Genomic DNA, 16,676 nt, shown 5'->3' with positions numbered 1-16,676 from the left:
CCTTGATGATCGGCCCTAAAAACGCCAGTCCAAGTTCACGGTCAGGGCGGGCTCTACTACCGACTGGAGGCCATTATAATGTGGGGCTACGTCAAATCGCCACTTAAAGCCACTATCGGTGGCAATTTCATCGTCGTAGGTGTTCTCGGCGGCAGTTTCGATAGCGGGCGATTCATTGAGACTAAAGCCGCGCCGTTTCTTCTTCTTGGCCGTCTTAGTAGGGGTGTCTAAAAAGGCCTGGATCACGCTCAGGCCATAGGCGGCGCCAGCTCCGATGAAACCGTAAAGTTTGTACTGATTAATCGTTAAAACATTGGCCCGGCCAGCTTGTACGTATTCCTCGCAGGCATCGAAGTCTTCATCTGTTGCGTCGGTGCAGTTGTTGGTCTGGAAATCGTTGATTTCCTTGGTTCTCTTCTCGGCGGTTTGGTAGTTCAGAAAGCCATAGGCAGCGCTGCCCACCTGCGCACCAAGGAATGCGATACCAAGCAGTGGACGGCCATTGACGAATTGTCCAACGCCTAGAGGCAGCAAATACATGGCGACGTTGGCGTTGCCCTTGCTGCCAGATCCACTGCCGCCGCCACTGCCACTACGGCCGCCGCGGGAGCCACTACTCGCTGGGGCGCCAAAGCCTGGGTCACCGAGGCTTTCTGGCGACATCGATGGCTCCGGTGGCGGACCTCCACCGCCGTCAAAAGCACTAGGACTACCCCCGGGATCGCTGTCGATACTCGGAGGTGGTGGTAGTGGTTCGTTGGCCGGCATGGGGGCCGGGCTCATGTCGGGGGATCCGTAGTAAGAGGGTGGCGCCTGCTGAATAATCACCTGGGGCGCCTGCGGATAGTAGGATGGTGGTGGGTAGTACCCCGGAGGCGGGTAGGGCGCGGCCTGCTGCGGGTATCCCATCTGTCCATAGCCCTGCATCGGGTAGCCCATTTGTGGCGGATAGCCCTGAGGCATCATAGCTTGGGGGTGTGGTTGCTGTGCCATCTGCGGCGGCGTGCTTGGCGCTTGCGCAATGCGTGGGCCAGACTGCACAGGTGGTGGTGCCTGGGTTACGGGAGATTCACCGAATAGGTCATCCTTGGGCGCGGCCGCTCGCGATTTTCCTGCCAGCGCTCGTCTACCGCCATTCTTGGACTTGGCCCCACGAGCGCCCGCCGCGACAGCAATGCCCAAGTCGTCCTCGGCAGGAGTGGGCGGCGCCTTCGGTCTTGGTGGGGCTTTGGGCTGAATTTTATCAAGATTGATGTTGACCGCATTGTCGGCGTCTTTAGTGATGTTGATGCGGACTTTTTTCGGTTTGAATCCTGGCTGCGCCACTTCGACGAGGACCTTTCCTGGAGAAGTGTTGATCCGGTTATTGACCTGGCCAGCAATGATTCCATCGATAAAGACGTTGGCCCCTTTGTTAGTGGAGTTGATGATTAAAAAGGTCTGTTTCAGTAAATTGCCTTTGGAGTCGGTTGCTCGGCGAGCAGCCATTTTCATGGCACCGGGACTTGCGGGAGCCTTTTTCGCAGCGGTGGCGGCGGGTTTAGGGGAACTTGCCCGAATCTTATTGAAGAAGCCGATGACGCCGTCGTCGAGCACTTCATTTGCGCTGATCAGAGTGGCAGGATCAGTCGCCAATGCCATTTTGAAGCTTTGCGTCGCGCCGGCTCGGTTGTTTTGCATGAATTGGCAAATACCGAGTAGTTTATAGGTACTGGCTAATTCACGCGGCGCCATGCGCGTGCCAAGAGCACCGCGCAGTATCTTTTCGGCTCCGGCAAAGTCGCCCTGTTGGTAGCGATCGAGGCCGCTTGTATAGGCCGATGCGCCTGCCGTAGTCGCGACTCCGAAAGACCCCAAAGCAATCACCCAAGAACTCGTAGGCACGCACATGCCCAAGGACAATACACACGCGATCAGGCGACGCAGGATATTACCTGCTAGGCCCGTAGGCCTTGCCCTTAAGTGTCGCTGTGTAAAGGTCGTCTGCAGAGTTCTTGCTCCTAGTTAGTTGCGAAAGTCGGCGTTGAATGTGAGCTGCCCTTCGTTGCCATTAATGACGAGCTCGCGCTCTTTAAACTCGGTGCCCCGTTCGATTCGTAAGTAATAGCGTCCTGGGATGAGGCTGATCGGCCTCATCCCAGCCCTTACGAGTGAAATTTGCGTGGCATTGGTACTCAGGTTGCGTAGCGTGAACTGAGCGGGTTCCAAATTACTCCTTACTGTAAGCAGGACCACAGGTTGATTAGCGTTGGGTTCCATCCCGCCCAGCGCAACGCGGGGCAGGGTCAGGACTTCTTCTGCTGAGAGATCAATGGCGCGACGATAGGTGGTATATCCGGCGCGCCGTAGCTCGAGTGTATGGTGCCCAGATGCAACCGAAATGGGGCCGCTATCAGCTGTTCGGTCTATTGTGGTCCCGACGCGTTTACCGTCGATAAAAATTTCAGCGGCAGGCTGTGAACTAACGATGACGCGGGCACGTGTGCGCATCGCTATAAACCGCGTATCGAGTTTATCTGGAGCTGCCTGGCGCTCTCTATTTTCAATGGTATCGCCACGATCTGATCTTTCTGATCTTTCCGTTGCAGAAAGAGCACCAACTTCTGGCAGTTGATTGCCGTCCGTGTTGGTGGTCGTCTTTTGCATTTTCTTGCCGTCAACGGAGTCAAGTCTTCTGGGGGTGCCAGAGTCGATGGGAATCGGTACAGGCACAGCACGCACCACATCATTGCGTACTAGGTTGGGTGACTTGAGTTCAGGATTTCTGGCGTTTCTGCGCTTTTTACCGGTGAAGCGAACTGAGGGTTCCGGCGGGGATTTCTCCCTTGGTTTATCGTTGGGCGTTGTCGCTGCAGACGTGCCTGAGGCAGCGGATGGTGGCGTGCCTTTGGTCACCACTGCACGCGTCGGGGTGCCGTCGACACGCTGACGGGTCCCCTGGCGTGTCGCTCTGGCGCTGGCTCTTTTGCCCTGACTCCAACCGTCACTTTCGCTGCTAAAGGTAGTACTTTCCTCACCTAAACGTGGCTGAATCAGCATGATGCCCCAGACGCTGAGGATCGCCGTGGCCGCCATCAAAGTTACGCTGAGGCTATAGCTAAACCAAGTGCGTTGAGCTGGAATACTCGCGGCCACACGTCTTTGGTGCATGCGTAAAGCCGGATCGGCAACGGGCCGCTGCGGTCGAGGGCGTGGCGCCGCAGCTAGTTGCTGTGGCATGGCCGTCGGTATCGGTGCCACGGCTAAGCGCGACCGCGGTGGCGCCTCCTGTCTCTGTGCTGGCGCTGGAGCTCTTTGGCTCGGTTTAGGTGGAGCCGCCATTGCGGCTGCAGGCTTCGGCTCAATTGGTACAATCGGCTCTGGCCGCGGCGGTGGCATTTGAGCCACAGTTGGTGTTTTCGGCGCGTGGACCATGACCGTGTCGGCCCCGCGTAATCGTGATCTAAAGGTATCGGGATCCTTAGCACAGCGCTCTAGTTCGATATGGCTCTCGTTGAAGCCCATATCTCCCAGAGTTCCGTCGAGGATGGACCGGTATTCTTCCGCGCTCTGTGGTCTCGAGCCAACGTGCTTGGCCATGCCACGGACGATCAGGTCGTTCAGGACAAGTGGTAATGTTGGTACCAGGAAGCGTGGGTGAGTGAAGTTACCTTCCATGATCTTCAATACTACATCGTGTGTATTTTGCCCTAAAAATGGCAAACGACCTGTTACTAGCTCGTAGAACAAGATGGATAAGCTGTAGATATCGCTGCGCCAGTCGACATCGCGACCCCGTACTTGCTCGGGTGACATGTAACTCGGCGAGCCCATAAATGTCCCAGTGACGGTGATGTTAGATTTGCCGAGGTCTTTGGCAATGCCAAAATCCATTAAGATCACGCGGCCTTCGAAAGTCATCATGATGTTTTCAGGCTTGATGTCCCGATGAACGATTCCGTGATCGTGAGCTACGGCAAGACCCTTACACACCTCAGCAATGATGCAAGCCGCGATGACAGGGTGGAGCCATCGTTCATTTAAGTCCTGTAAATACTGGGCGATGTTTTTGCCTTGAATGACTTCTGTGACTATCCACAGACGTCCATCGTGATCGCCGGAGAAGTCATAAATTTTCACGATATTTGGGTGGTCTAGCGCGGAGATTGTTTGCGCCTCTGCCTGAAAGCGTTGGCGAATCTCAGGATTTCGTTCCATGTGTTCGTGCAAGACTTTAACGGCGACACGACGGCCGAGTTTTTCGTCAGTGGCAAGATAAACGTATGCCATCCCGCCCTCTCCAATGAGGTCGAGAATTCGGTAGCGATCACCGAGTAATTTGTTACGCATACGTTAGTACCTCTACGGTCAGGTCAGCCCTGATGTCCGCGTGGTACTTTTCGGGTAATAAACTGAATTTCTTGAGCGCTCACCGGTTGGGGTGGGCTTTTAGCTTGTCACTAGAAATCGTGGGCCAGCATGTCGTGAACTGATGAAAAACGCTTGAATGGGCTGTAAAAGCGCAAATTTGAAACGGCGCTCGTATAAACACAAGCATAATCGGCGACTTGATCAGCGAAACGACTGCGTTCTAAGCCAACTTTCATCAATTCACCCCAAACAGGATGCACCTTAGCCGCTCGCGCCTCAGTGAGTGACTTGATCTCCAGATCCAGCTTTTCCAAGCGGGCGGCGAGACGGCCAGCCTTGGCGGCCAATTTTTCTCGCTCTTTGCCGATCAATTGTGATTTTTTTGAATCCCCTCGTGCTTGGGATTCCTCCATGAGGCGCCCTTGCCACCGCAATTTTGAGCGGAGCACCTGGAGATCTTCGTCGACAATTTCGCGCTCCTGCATGCGCTCGTGAATCTCGGCTAAGGCGCGGCGCAACCCCTCTAACTTGACTAACTCAACACCAAGTTCTTCGATTATAAGCAAGGTTCGCCAGTTGACGGAGTGTTTGGATCTAATAATGTCACCGTAAATATGGTCGCCGACAAAGAGGATTTCATCTCCGCGAAATCCTGTCAGTTGTTGGAATGCTTTGGCATTACCACCCTGATAAATTGTGCGCGGTAGTAAAGGTCCTGACAGAGGTTTGATCGACGACTGCCCAGGATCTACCTCGTAAAACGGTTGGCTACCCGTGAAGAATCCCGGCTTACCGGCGCTGACTACAATGTACTCAAAATAGTTCTGCCAATTTGGGTAATCCTCAAGTTGGCCGTCGAGGATGAAACTCATCAAGGCACTGGTATAGTCCCAGCTCGAATTTGTTAGGAGGAAGAGAGACTTTCCCGCCTCAATCTGCTGCTGCAGCGTTAAAGCTAAGTATTTATCGCGCCGCACAAATTTTTCCGGGTTGGCGAGTACATGAGATTTTATCGATCCATCAGCATGACTTTGGTCGATAAAGCGCCTGAGGTCACTGTAGACTTCACGGAAGCTCTTGTTGATCTTGCCTGGATTGCGATTCATATAGTCGACTATTTCGGCAAAAAGCTGGACCTCACTCAAGGCGAAAAAAGTATCCATCGATAGTAAAGTGCCGGCCTTAAAGCTCTCGATGTTGTAAACACTACGGCGCACGTCTTTAGCTAGCCGGGTGTGACCATGATAGGCGATTTTCACGTATTTATGCCCGTCAACCTTGAGGACATTGCCGCGGTCCATGTCGACGAGTAAGCCTCGGATCAGTAGATTGGGATCAAAAGTCAGGCTGCCTAATTCTTCTGGATATCCGCTGGCAATGAATTTCTTCAAAGTCTCGCGAAAAGCAAGAGCCTCGAAAGCCTCACGATTATAGATCACCAACGTGTGATCCATGTCGTAACCAACGGCTCGGATGTTCCCCATGTTGAGCGATCTATTGACAAAAATTCGTTGCCATTTTTTTAGACGGCTCGTGTTACGGCTACTTGTAATTTTGGGCATTCAGCTCTCGAATTTGATGCCAACCTGGTGGCGTAAATGACCACTGACATCCATTAACTTACGTCGATAAACTATGCGACCAGCGCCCTTTTTATACAGTTCGCCGTCAACTAAAATGCGTAAATTACCAAGGTAGGTGTCTGGCTGGAAAAGCTGGGAATCAAATGTGGTGCGGAGCGATAGGCCCGTAGCTGACATGTCCATCACCGATTTTGAAATCTTAGTCTCGTTATCGAAGGGGTTCAAAATCTCGACGATCACGCGTTCGTCAGCGTTAAAGTAGAAACGCTCGGACTGCCGTGTTTCTTCTATCACCGAGTCTTTACGTAGCGGGAAAATAATGTGCTCGCCGTCGGACAGTATGTGGTCTGCTTGAAATCGTACCATGCCGACTTGGACGCTAAATGCTCGGGAGGCCATGAATGCTGTTATAAACTGTGGTCTGATGTGATTCATCAGCACGAATTGATCCGCTTGCATGGCAATGACTTGAGTTTGAAATGTGACCTGTAGTCCGTCGCCAGAGATATAAACGCTCTGCTTCAGGCGGATGACATCTTCAACCATCTTCAAGCTAGACTGCAGATGTGCCAACTTAGCGTCCCCCTTTGGTAAATGCTGCATCGGCAAAACGGTCGACAAATCGCGATACACGCCTGACGCTTGGGAAAGCCCAAGTATACATTAACTGAATATTCTTGACCGTCTGATTAAATTCACGCTGCTCGGGATTGTCGTTGCTGATGTATTGGAGTAGCGCTGAAATCCTCTGAAACTGCGTACGATTCCAGTATAAACCGAGTTGAAACAAGGTGCCAGTGTCAGTCCGTGCACAGCCAAGCGGTGTCCGAGCAGTCAGCGTGGGCTCACCGTTGTTATTAACGGTACTACAACTGTAACTGCGCACTCGTGGGAATACATAATTATCCTGGTAATAACCCGCTATGCCGGCGATCGTCCAATTCTTGATGGGATCCTGTTCGACCCCAATGAAGGCTCCCTGCCGTTGGTAGTCTAACCACGGATCATTGTAGATAAACTCATAGCGGAAAATTTCTATATCGACCACGGCATCAAACTGTGGCCAATCGATGACCTGACTAAGGCCTAGGCTCATGGTGGGGTTGTTGCTACTTAGGCCAAAATCATAGGATTTGCTTGATAATTCCGGGCTATTAAAATTGATCTGCTTATTCATATAGGCGTAGATCAAAGTGCGAAAGTGTTCAGCGTACACCATCCCCATCCAGGGGATTAGCAGTTGTGTTTGCCCTTGATTGAGCGTTTGCCGGAAGATTGGGCTATCCGCAGATGGGAAGTAGGTGGAGCCGGCCCGTGCAAATTCCATGCGGCCAAATACACCGACAAAAAACTTACCTCCAAATTCGCGGCGAAAGTCGCCGTAAACTTGATGCCGCCGCAGCAGCAGATCGGCTTGAAACGGGAAGCTGTCGAGATCGATAGGGGAGTCGGCCCAGCGGCTCAATCGGTCGCTGTTTGAGTCCCAAGACTGTTTATAGGTGTATCCGGCAAAAACCGTAGTTTCACCCTGTCTGATCGGTCCAATACCGACACCAGCATTAGCTAGCATGGCCACCGAACGATTGTCGCTGGCACTGATTTCCCCGCCCTCCTTGGGCTCCTGTCCGGCAACCTCGGAGTACTGATAACCGCCCTGCACAAACCAATAGTGGGGCAGTGGTCCTAGGGAAAGGCGGTTATAGCGAAATAGAGCCTGTTCCATGTCTGGTTTTTTTGTGCCCTGAAGCGTGCCGAGCCAAATATTGTCACGGATGGACTCGAGCAGTCTTACTGCCTCTCCGGCGAAGCCACCGCGGGGGAATTTCTGGAGGTAGCGCGTGAGCCAGTGGCGGGCAGCAGCTTTGTTTCGCGCATTATATTCGAGAATGGCGAGTTCGATGGTTGCCCTTGCCGCCTCGTCGTCGCTGTAGCGTTGAGCCGCTATGGCGAAATACTGTTTAGCGCGGAGGAGATCCGTGGTGTCAAGCGAGTCAAATCTTGACGGGGCTAGAGCTTCATAACAAAGCCCTTGGTAGAGATAATTGGTTGACGACTGCGCGTTGCCTTCAACAAACTTAAGGTAGCGCAGTGCGCGCCGTGGTTGCCCAGAAAAATAATAAGCAATCGCTAGTAAATCCCAGGTATGGTAATCCTTGGGATAAACTCGTAGATGTTGCCGGAACGACGCGATCGCACGATCGTAATCTTTTTGCTCTAATGCAACCCTCCCGGCTTGGGAGTGGGCTGACATGGGATCCGCCGCTAGGGCTTGATTGGCGCTAGAACCAACTAAGAGGTAGCTGACTATGAGCAAGGCGACGATGTTGACGCGAAAAGCTAGCAAAAATGCCTCTCAATCCCTCTCGCATGAAGCAGCTGGAATCCATCTGTCTGGTCCCAACGCCAACAAGACCGCTCTCGTCCTGGTTAGCGGAGATCCTGGTCAGGAAGCGATTGAGATAACCAAAGTATATGAAAAGATCGGCGCTTTTGGCACATTATTTTCGGATGAACGACTAGCCGATCTCTTGACACGCCACGGACCGCTCGCGGCAGTTTTTGTCGATTGCCCCCTGACCCTGCCGCCATGCGTAGCCTGCCAAAGACCTCTTTGCCCTGGGGCCGTGCAGTGTGACGATGTCGCAGTCGCCTACATGATGGCCATCAGTAATCGTGTGAGGCGCCGCGGTGCTCGCAAAGCCAGGCCGGTTAATCCGCAGAGCCAGCGCGTTTGGGACGTCATGAAACTCACAGAACCGGCTGACGACGCGACTGAGCCCACTTTCAGCGCTAACCTGGCCCCGCTCGTTACTAGGGCGCGTACTCTGCAGCGCCGCCTCAATGCTCTTGATCCGCAAATCCTGCTGAGGGAGACCCAGGTTTCGACGGCACTCGAGGCGCTCAGACGCCCCCTGGGACTCCCAGACGCCGTCAAGCTTGAGTATCGTCGGTTCGAGACGGGACTGGCAGTGCGCGAGCTAGTCATCGAAGCTATGGTTGGCCAGCGACTGCTGGCGCCACTGCGCAGCGATCTTGTGGCCCAGATTGCTGGGAGCGTCGAAATTTTTCACGCGTTTATTACCGCTGTCGTCGGCGCCCTGCATCTTGCAGGGCTAACGCGCGATAAGCCAGAGAGCTTTCGCGAGGTCGATGGGTGGGTGCACCTACCAGATCTAGCCGATTGGGTTGGCACGGGCATCGAATGACAGCAGGCGCTCGCCGGCAGCACTGAGTGTGTCTAGGCTTTTGCAAAAGGCAAAGCGCAAAAAGCGTAGTGACTTGCGGGCCTGGTCTTCATCCACATAAAAAGGCGACAAAGGAATCGAGGCCACGCCGCAGACCTCAGCGAGGCGGAGGGCAAAACTGCGGTCGTCCTGGTCACTAAGTTTGCTGTAATCAGCTATGATGAAGTAAGACCCCTCCGGTACCACTGGCTGGAATCCCGCCTTTACAAGGCTGGCCAGCAGCTGGTCTCGGCGCTGGCGGTAATCGCTGCGCAAATCGTCGTAGTACTCGGGGCTTAGTTGCAGTGCCGCGATCATCCCGTGCTGCAGCGGAGTAGCGGAACAAAACACCGTAAATTGATGAACAGCCCTAAGCAGTTTAGTGAGAGCAGCGGGAGCAAACGCATAGCCCACCTTCCATCCCGTAAAACTAAAGGTCTTGGCTGTAGACGAGATAACAACCGTACGGTCTCTAAGACCTGGGAGCGTCGCAAGGCTTTGGCATACGTTGGGACTGTAAACAAGCTCCTCATAAACCTCATCCGTGATGACGATTAAATCATGGGCGAGTGCAAAGTCGCGAATGATTGCCAATTCAGCCGCATGAAATACGCGGCCGGTGGGGTTGTGAGGACTATTGACCAAGATGGCTCGTGTATTTTTGGTTACCAACCGCTCGAGAGCCGCCGCCGTGAAGCTAAAGCTTGGTGGTGCAAGGGGGACGCCAACAATTTTTGCACCAGCACTATGGGCGCCGGCGATATAAGAGTCATATAACGGTTCGAAAGCTAATATCTCATCGCCCGGACCGAAGAGTCCCTGAAGAGTACAAAAAAGTGCCTCCGTAGCTCCAGAGAAAATCGTTACCTCTTCGGCCCAGTCGTAATTGCCTCCAGCCTGCGATGAACGCCGCGCAGCAATGAGTTGGCGCAAGCGCGGCAATCCTGGAGCCGGTGCATACTGATTGCATCCCTCCGTAACAGCATCGATTGCTGCCTTTTTGACCTCGTTTGGTCCATCAAAGTCAGGAAAGCCCTGGGCCAAGTTGATTGAGTTGGTGGCCTGAGCCTTGAGTGTCATTGTGGTAAAGATCGAGGTACCGAAATGACTCCAACGATCACTGATACGTGGCATGATGGCGCCCTCAATAGTGGATCTATCTGCCGTCTGGTCGGCAGAGTTTGATTTGAGGAAAAGTAGAAAAATACCATTTAAGGACCTCGAAGTCAGTGTCTTAATCGCTTGAACAGGGGGCTCCGTGACGAATCGCGATCGAGGTTTCTAAGGTTCGGGATTGTAAGTGCCGAAGCATCGTACGGAGTCATAGGGGAGGCCAAGGTGCAGGTGCGTATGGTAGGTGCCACCGACGTAGGACGGCGGCGAAAAAATAACCAGGACAGTCTCTATTTCGACGAGGCTGCTGGGTTTGGCATTGTGGCAGACGGCATCGGCGGTCACAGTGGTGGTGAGGTTGCCTCGAGCATGGCGGTCTCCGGTCTGCGTAAGGCTTTTTTAGGTAGTGATCGTATCCGCCATGAAGAGATCGCACCGTTCCTGTCTACTGCAATAGACAAAATGAACATGGAAATCATCGAACGAGGCAGGCGCGAACGCGAGATCGCAGGGATGGGCACAACTCTGAACTGTCTCATGTTTGTGGGTGACTCGCTGCATCTCGCGCACGTGGGTGATAGTCGCACCTATATGTACTATAAAAAACATATATTCCAACTGACTCTGGATCACAGTGTCGCTAACTTTTTGGAGCGAGGCTGGTTGCCTAAATCGGCGGTGCAACCTGGTGCTAAGGACGGTGCATTGGTCCGGGCCATGGGACTCGCCGAACGCGTTGATATTGATATTTACGAAGTGCCTCTGAAATCTGGCCAGATTTTTGTCACCTGCTCGGACGGACTAAGCGGCATGCTTGAGGATCGTAAAATCGCCCAAATCATTTCTGAGAATCTAGATCGCTTTGACACGTTACCGAAAATACTGATCGATGCTGCGAACGCAGCTGGAGGACGCGACAACATAACTGTGCTTCTATCCCACGTGAGAAGTTAATGGCGAAACTTTATCTCATCAGACGTAACCTTGAAGGCTTCAGCGGCCCCATGACTCTCATGGAGCTGAAAGATGCCTTTAAGCGTATGCAGTTTGGTCTGTCTGATGAGGTGTCCGGTCACTGTGGTCCGTGGGTCTCCATGGATAACATGGAAAAGGTCAAGAAGACCTATCCTGAGGTGGCGCGTATAGTTTATGAGGATTTGGCCAGCGATTGGGGTGTGTCAGGTCATGGTGAGCCACAGCAATTAAGTGAGAATACGAGACTAATACGTAAGAAGTCGGCACGTGGGCTAGGTCTAGCGGTGACCTTTTTGCTGCTGGCAGCCGCAGCTTTTGTGGCGGCCATCTACATGGCCAACAATGCTAGGATGTCGAGCAAAGCTCGAGAACTGCCTGATCACGCACCCCGTCCTGAGGACGCTCAATCACTTTTAGACAGCAGCGACAAAGACGGTTTTTTCAAATATATGCAGACGAATATGCAATTTATCGTCGACAAGGCGCAGTCCGGGCGGAAGGACGGCGACGCCTGGTTGCCTTACCTGCGTAGTTACGCTTTTGCGCGCGACGGTCAAATTTCTGGTCTGCGTGGCAACGTGCTACGGGGGGCTGCAGTGGCACCGTTGAACTGTTCCTATAAAACCTGGGCCGAGCAATGGCGTAGCAGTCAGGCATCTTGGCATGAGGTTCTGACGGAGCACCAACTTGTACATGCACAATGGGCGCGCGTCTTGGCATGGGATCCGAATTGGATCCGTAAGAAAGAGCATAAAGGATGGTTGGCCGGAGAAAATTATTACCTTGGCTGTTTAGTCATGGCTCAGAAGGCGCTGGTCGATCTTTCTGAGAAAAATGCAAGCGAGGTTGCGCGTGCAGAATTTGAGCGAAATGGTGTGACCAGCCTAAAATCCCGACTGAACTGGTTGATTGCCGCCTCTCAAGGTCTATCAGCACCCGAGTCGAATGTGTCACCTAGCAACGAGCTGGCGCTTTGGAGCTGCTTTGAAGACGCTAGCGATCTCGGTGCTCTCGGGCGCTGCCGCGCCAATCAACCGCGGCAGGTTGATACCTTGTCCTCATACAGTACCGAGCGGTACATATGGAATATTCTGCGACTTGGTGTTGCGATGCCCAGTCAAATTACTGGGGACGTTAAATCGCAGCTAGTTCTTTACGCTGACAGTCTTGGCACAGAAGACAAATTTACACGCTTTGATTACCCAGCAGAAGTGCGGTTTTTAACCACGTTAAGCGGTCGCGATTCTCAGGGCAGTCGGGCAGCTGATCGAGGATCGGCGGAAAGCCCGCATGGTAAAGTGGCGCACTAACATTTGGGACATGTGGCTCTTAAGTTTGATGTTAGGAAGTGCAAGCCTAACGGTCACGGCGCCCTCTGTTGCTGCACCAGCTACCGAGACCAGCGACAATGCCCATCTGCTGGCACGTGGTTACGGTAGATATGCGCGCCCTTGGAATACGCGCTCACGGCGCGAGCCTGCGAGCGAAAAAACCCCCGAGGGTCTCCATCTTAAAGGCGTCGAGATCGGTCAAAAGATTGAAGGGCGATCGCGCTTTGTCTCCAATGTTACCGCCTCGACAAGGCAAAGCTTTACCCAGTCCTACGACGTCATGGCCAAGGCAGAGAGCGACTACGGACTTGGATTCATGCTAGCCGGAGGCCGGAGCCATATTGGCCTCCGTGGCTACGCTAGGGAGAAATGGGCCGATACTTCCGGTAGCGAACGGACTTATGCACAAGACAACGGCTCGTATTTTCCGGTAACTAATGTTTCGCCTGCAGGCAAGTTTCGTTTTTTTACTATGATGGTGGACGGGGAGCTCTACCTACCCTTAGCAGAGACCATAGAAGTAACTATCGATCAGACTGCTGGCTATGCGCTGCCTGATTTATTGACTACGAGAATGACTTCGATCTATGGCACTAAAATTGGTTTCAAATACGATGACAAAGTTTACGAAGGACGTATGTCAGTGCGGAATCAGACTGTCTATGTGGCGCAGCAGCCACCGGCAGGACCCGTAGGGTTCTATAATTATTTTGGCTATATTAACGAATATTTCGATAGCGTTTCGACCAACACCTTCTCGGGTCATCTGCTGAGCGTTGGGGCTAGTATTAAACGTAAGTGGGAAACCACTTCGATCGATGGGCGTATCGGCTACGGTACGGCGTCGCCAGCAACGGGCTATATTGTCTACGGGGAGGCCAGCAGTATATCGTTCGGCGCGTCGCTAGAGAGAAAACTACCATTTGGAGTAACCTTCTCGCCAAGCATCGGACGCAGCATGCTGAATTCCTATAAACAGTCGGTTAAACCTGAGGACGGAGCCGACGCGGTGGAGATCGTGGTCGAGGGTACTGTTGACGAGGTCGGCGCCGAACTTGCGCTTGCACCGGTAGAATGGTTTACCGTTGCTGGTCAGTTCAGTTACAACATGTTCAATTTTTCTGGAGTGGCGCCGAACTTGATAGATGCATTTAATCAGGAAGTGCCGAAGCAAAGCACTGGCTACGGTGTCATGCTCAGCCTGCAGAGGCAGTTTTAACAGGCTAAAGCCATAAGTCGATAGTGGAACATAAGTCATGCATCAGATAGAAGCATTCAAGAATCGATTGAAGAAAATTGCCAAGCCGCGCAAAAAGTGGGCCGACAAGACCGGTACCAGTGCATACCGCCTGTACGATGCCGATATTCCCGAGCTGCCTCACATTGTCGACATCTACGACGGCAATGCCGTGATTTATGACCGCGGGGTAGCTCACAAAGACCAAGCACTAGACGAGTCTGAGCTGGTGAAGGCCGTGGCGGAGGCGTTAAATATTTTGCCGGAACGGGTTCACCTCAAGGGACGGCGACGCATGCAGGGGAAAGATCAGTACGTTAAACTTGGGGAGAGCGGCGCACTGATCGCCGTGACCGAGGAGTCTAGTAAGTATCTTGTTAACTTGACGGATTACCTGGATACCGGTCTCTTTCTGGATCACCGTCCGTTGCGCTCGGTGATGCGCAGGCTGCCTGTTGGTTGCAAAATGCTCAATCTTTTTTGCTACACAGGTAGCGTTAGTGTGGCTGCAGCGCAAGCTGGTGCGGTGACTACGAGTGTCGATTTGTCGCAAAAATATCTTGAGTGGGCGCACGATAACTTTCGCGTCAATGGACTCGATCCTGACAGTCACGAGTTTATCAGGGCTGATGCTCGCGAATATCTGGCGACTCCGGTAGATAAGTCGCGCCTATTTGACGTGGTTTTTTTGGATCCGCCGACGTTTTCCAATTCGAAACGCATGAAAGGATTTCTCGATGTTCAGCGCGATCACGGGCGCCTAATCGAGAGGTCGATGGAGCGCCTGGCGGCTCAGGGTACCCTCTATTTCTCAACGAATAAGCGCGTATTTATTCTGGATACTTATTTGAGCAAGCGTTACCTGATTGAGGACCTCACGGAAGCGACGATTCCTGAAGACTTTCGTGATCGTAAAATCCACAAAGCGTATCGCATAAATCATCGGTCATAGCGATCGATGATCAGTATCGGTGATCATTCAAAATCCAGACGTAGCTGCTCAACTTTTTCCTTAGTGGTCTCGAGTCTAGCGCGCATGGCTTTGATTAAGGAGTAGCCGCGCTCGATCTTGCCGACCATAGTATCGAGTTCCAGATCGGGTTGTCCCACCTCTTTGACCAGCACTTCTACTTCTTGCAGCATGGCTTTGTAGCTGGCGGATTCGCTGTTTGGAGTCTCGTCGCTATGTGATTTCACCGTCATGGATCGTCTCCCACGTGTTTAGTCTTATCGCTGTCAGTGGCGGTTTCAGTGCTCGTGACTTGCAGATGCAGCCAACCGTCACTGAGTCTTGCCCTCAGAGTTTCGCCGATCTTTGTTTGAGACACGCTTTTTACAAGATCGGCGCCAATGCTCAGTCTGGTCCATCCCTGGGCAATCCAGCTGCTCGGGTCGCGCCTTTGCAATGCAGCCAGAAGCTCTGCAATGCGCGTGCTGCACTGTCCCATGAGTCTCTCGGCACCAATGCTGATGCGCGTTTTGAAATCGCCGAGTTGGCTGAGCGCCTGATGAATCCTAGCTGTGGCCGTCCGCTGTAATCCATGGCCGAGTTGCGTGAGCGCTAGGGACCGCAGGTCTAGAGATCGCTCAGCAGCGACGTGTAAGCGGCCCACCAATGCTGCAGTCAAAACGCTCACGGCTTGAATGCGATCATCAAGCGTCTTGGCCATGGCCGCCGCGATGGTGTCGATGGTGCGCCGGGTGTCGAGTAGGATACTTACGATGTAGTCGGCCGCTGCAGTTGGTGTCTTTTGACGCATGTGACAAATCTCCTCGGCGACGCATACATCATCGTGGTGGCCGATGGCGGCTACGATGGGGATCTTAGCCTGTGCGATCGCGTAGGCGATCTCTGGCGCGTCAAACCACCTCAGGTCGGCAGCGCTGCCGCCGCCGCGGGTGATGACAATGAGGTCACAGCCGCGGGCCGTGAGTAGTTGTAAGGCGGCGACAACCTGGCGCGGCACTTGTTCCCCTTGCATGCTGGTCGAGCAAAATAGTACTTCGCCGGGATATTTGAGACACACGAGTTGATCGAGAAAGTCGGATTGCGCCCGCGAGCCAGCAGCACTGATGAGCCCTAGCCGCAGAGGGAAGGGCGGAAGTGGTAAGCTTTTGTTGGCACGATCCAGCCCCTTGGCTCTCAGCTCCTTAAGCAGTCGCTCGCGTGCAAGTGCCAGAGCGCCTTTGGTAAAGTTCGGGTCGATGTCAGAGATCAAGAGCGTAATACTGCCACGATCTTTGTAGAGCTGAACCTGGCAAAGGCAGCGGAGTTGAAGGCCGTCCTGCAGCACCTCTGCGACCTTGTCAGCGCCGCGCCGCGACTGAATTTGATTGAGAGCGCTGCTCCAGATGATGGCTCTCACCGTGGTTGTGGCGTTAGCGTGCGCATCACTGCGGCCCTCGGCTAAGTCAAGATAACAGTGGCCCCCCCTGCGGCTCAGGTTTTGCACCTCGCCGATCACCCAAACCGTCGTTGGAAAAGCACGCGTGACCGCCGATTCCACCTGCTCCATAAGCTGACGCAAAGACAGTCCTTGGTGCTCAGTCTCGTCTGTCTTCGGGGTAAAAAGCGCGCGCGTGGCCGCAGCAGCGATGGGTAATGGGCTCGATTCTTGAACGACAAGGGTGGAGGTAGATGCCTGATCGAGGCTTCCACCTCCGGCGTTTGCACACAACTCATGAACAGACTCAAGATTGGCCGGTGTGAGCGGCAGGCGCCAGTGCCGATCAACTCCGCTAAAGCGCGCGCCAAGCGCCTTCAGTTGGTCGCGATAGGCGTAGGTATTGCCCAGAACAACGATAGCGCTGCCCTGCCGTCGGTAGTGGATGCTCAAGCTCGCTCTCCGTAAGTCGGCGCCAC

General features: G+C 53.5%; 13 protein-coding genes. 5 read left to right on the top strand and 8 right to left on the bottom strand.

From position 1 onward, the window contains the following. Window positions 1–15: 15 nt before the first annotated feature. The 5 genes from FJ146_12100 to FJ146_12080 form a co-directional block, all read right to left on the bottom strand. The gene (locus tag FJ146_12100; GenBank protein ID MBM4252707.1) at window positions 16–1,896 is read right to left on the bottom strand and encodes a PEGA domain-containing protein; all 1,881 of its coding nucleotides are present in this window, start codon (window positions 1,894–1,896) and stop codon (window positions 16–18) included. Window positions 1,897–2,004: 108 nt separating this feature from the next. Beyond that, window positions 2,005–4,329 (bottom strand): PEGA domain-containing protein, encoded by a 2,325-nt coding sequence (locus FJ146_12095; GenBank protein ID MBM4252706.1) that lies wholly within the window; start codon window positions 4,327–4,329, stop codon window positions 2,005–2,007. Window positions 4,330–4,439: 110 nt separating this feature from the next. Beyond that, the gene (locus tag FJ146_12090; protein ID MBM4252705.1) at window positions 4,440–5,912 is read right to left on the bottom strand and encodes an HAD-IG family 5'-nucleotidase; all 1,473 of its coding nucleotides are present in this window, start codon (window positions 5,910–5,912) and stop codon (window positions 4,440–4,442) included. Then, a complete protein-coding gene (locus tag FJ146_12085) occupies window positions 5,913–6,506 on the bottom strand; it encodes a hypothetical protein (GenBank protein ID MBM4252704.1) in 594 nt (197 codons plus the stop codon). A 1-nt stretch (window position 6,507) separates the two neighbouring features. Beyond that, window positions 6,508–8,277 (bottom strand): hypothetical protein, encoded by a 1,770-nt coding sequence (locus FJ146_12080; protein MBM4252703.1) that lies wholly within the window; start codon window positions 8,275–8,277, stop codon window positions 6,508–6,510. Here FJ146_12080 and FJ146_12075 point away from each other — a divergent pair. Beyond that, window positions 8,255–9,139: a hypothetical protein gene (locus FJ146_12075; GenBank protein MBM4252702.1), complete on the top strand. Its 885-nt coding sequence runs from the start codon at window positions 8,255–8,257 to the stop codon at window positions 9,137–9,139. The two genes, FJ146_12080 and FJ146_12075, sit on opposite strands and share 23 nt — an antisense overlap. On the opposite strand, the gene FJ146_12070 is transcribed toward FJ146_12075, so the two are convergent. Beyond that, complete coding sequence (locus FJ146_12070) at window positions 9,107–10,291, bottom strand: aminotransferase class I/II-fold pyridoxal phosphate-dependent enzyme (protein MBM4252701.1); 1,185 nt, start codon at window positions 10,289–10,291, stop codon at window positions 9,107–9,109. The two genes, FJ146_12075 and FJ146_12070, sit on opposite strands and share 33 nt — an antisense overlap. A 204-nt stretch (window positions 10,292–10,495) precedes the next feature. Here FJ146_12070 and FJ146_12065 point away from each other — a divergent pair, with 204 nt between their 5' ends. Genes FJ146_12065 through FJ146_12050 form a run of 4 tightly spaced genes read left to right on the top strand, consistent with a single transcriptional unit; the run spans window position 10,496 to window position 14,765 of the window. Then, a complete protein-coding gene (locus tag FJ146_12065) occupies window positions 10,496–11,224 on the top strand; it encodes a serine/threonine-protein phosphatase (protein MBM4252700.1) in 729 nt (242 codons plus the stop codon). Then, window positions 11,224–12,555, top strand: coding sequence for a hypothetical protein (locus FJ146_12060; protein MBM4252699.1), 1,332 nt, complete (start codon window positions 11,224–11,226; stop codon window positions 12,553–12,555). Before FJ146_12065 ends, FJ146_12060 begins: the two co-directional genes overlap by 1 nt. Beyond that, window positions 12,536–13,795, top strand: a complete 1,260-nt coding sequence (locus tag FJ146_12055) for a hypothetical protein (protein ID MBM4252698.1) — start codon at window positions 12,536–12,538, stop codon at window positions 13,793–13,795. The genes FJ146_12060 and FJ146_12055 overlap by 20 nt, the downstream gene beginning before the upstream one ends. A gap of 37 nt (window positions 13,796–13,832) precedes the next feature. Then, window positions 13,833–14,765, top strand: a complete 933-nt coding sequence (locus FJ146_12050; GenBank protein MBM4252697.1) for an SAM-dependent methyltransferase — start codon at window positions 13,833–13,835, stop codon at window positions 14,763–14,765. 23 nt (window positions 14,766–14,788) lie between these two features. Here the strand turns inward: FJ146_12050 and xseB are convergent, their stop codons facing one another. Together xseB and xseA are read right to left on the bottom strand one after the other, a co-directional pair. Continuing rightward, window positions 14,789–15,016 carry an exodeoxyribonuclease VII small subunit gene (gene xseB / locus FJ146_12045; protein MBM4252696.1) on the bottom strand — a complete coding sequence of 76 codons (228 nt, stop codon included), beginning with the start codon at window positions 15,014–15,016 and terminating at the stop codon, window positions 14,789–14,791. Then, on the bottom strand, window positions 15,013–16,650 hold the full coding sequence (xseA, locus tag FJ146_12040; protein MBM4252695.1) for an exodeoxyribonuclease VII large subunit: 1,638 nt from the start codon (window positions 16,648–16,650) through the stop codon (window positions 15,013–15,015). Before xseA ends, xseB begins: the two co-directional genes overlap by 4 nt. Between the last annotated feature and the right edge of the window lie 26 nt (window positions 16,651–16,676).

This window comes from Deltaproteobacteria bacterium (assembly GCA_016874735.1).
Taxonomy (GTDB): domain Bacteria; phylum Bdellovibrionota_B; class Oligoflexia; order Oligoflexales; family CAIYRB01; genus CAIYRB01.
Note: the sequence above shows the minus strand (reverse complement) of the source record. Positions and strands in the feature narration are given on the sequence as shown.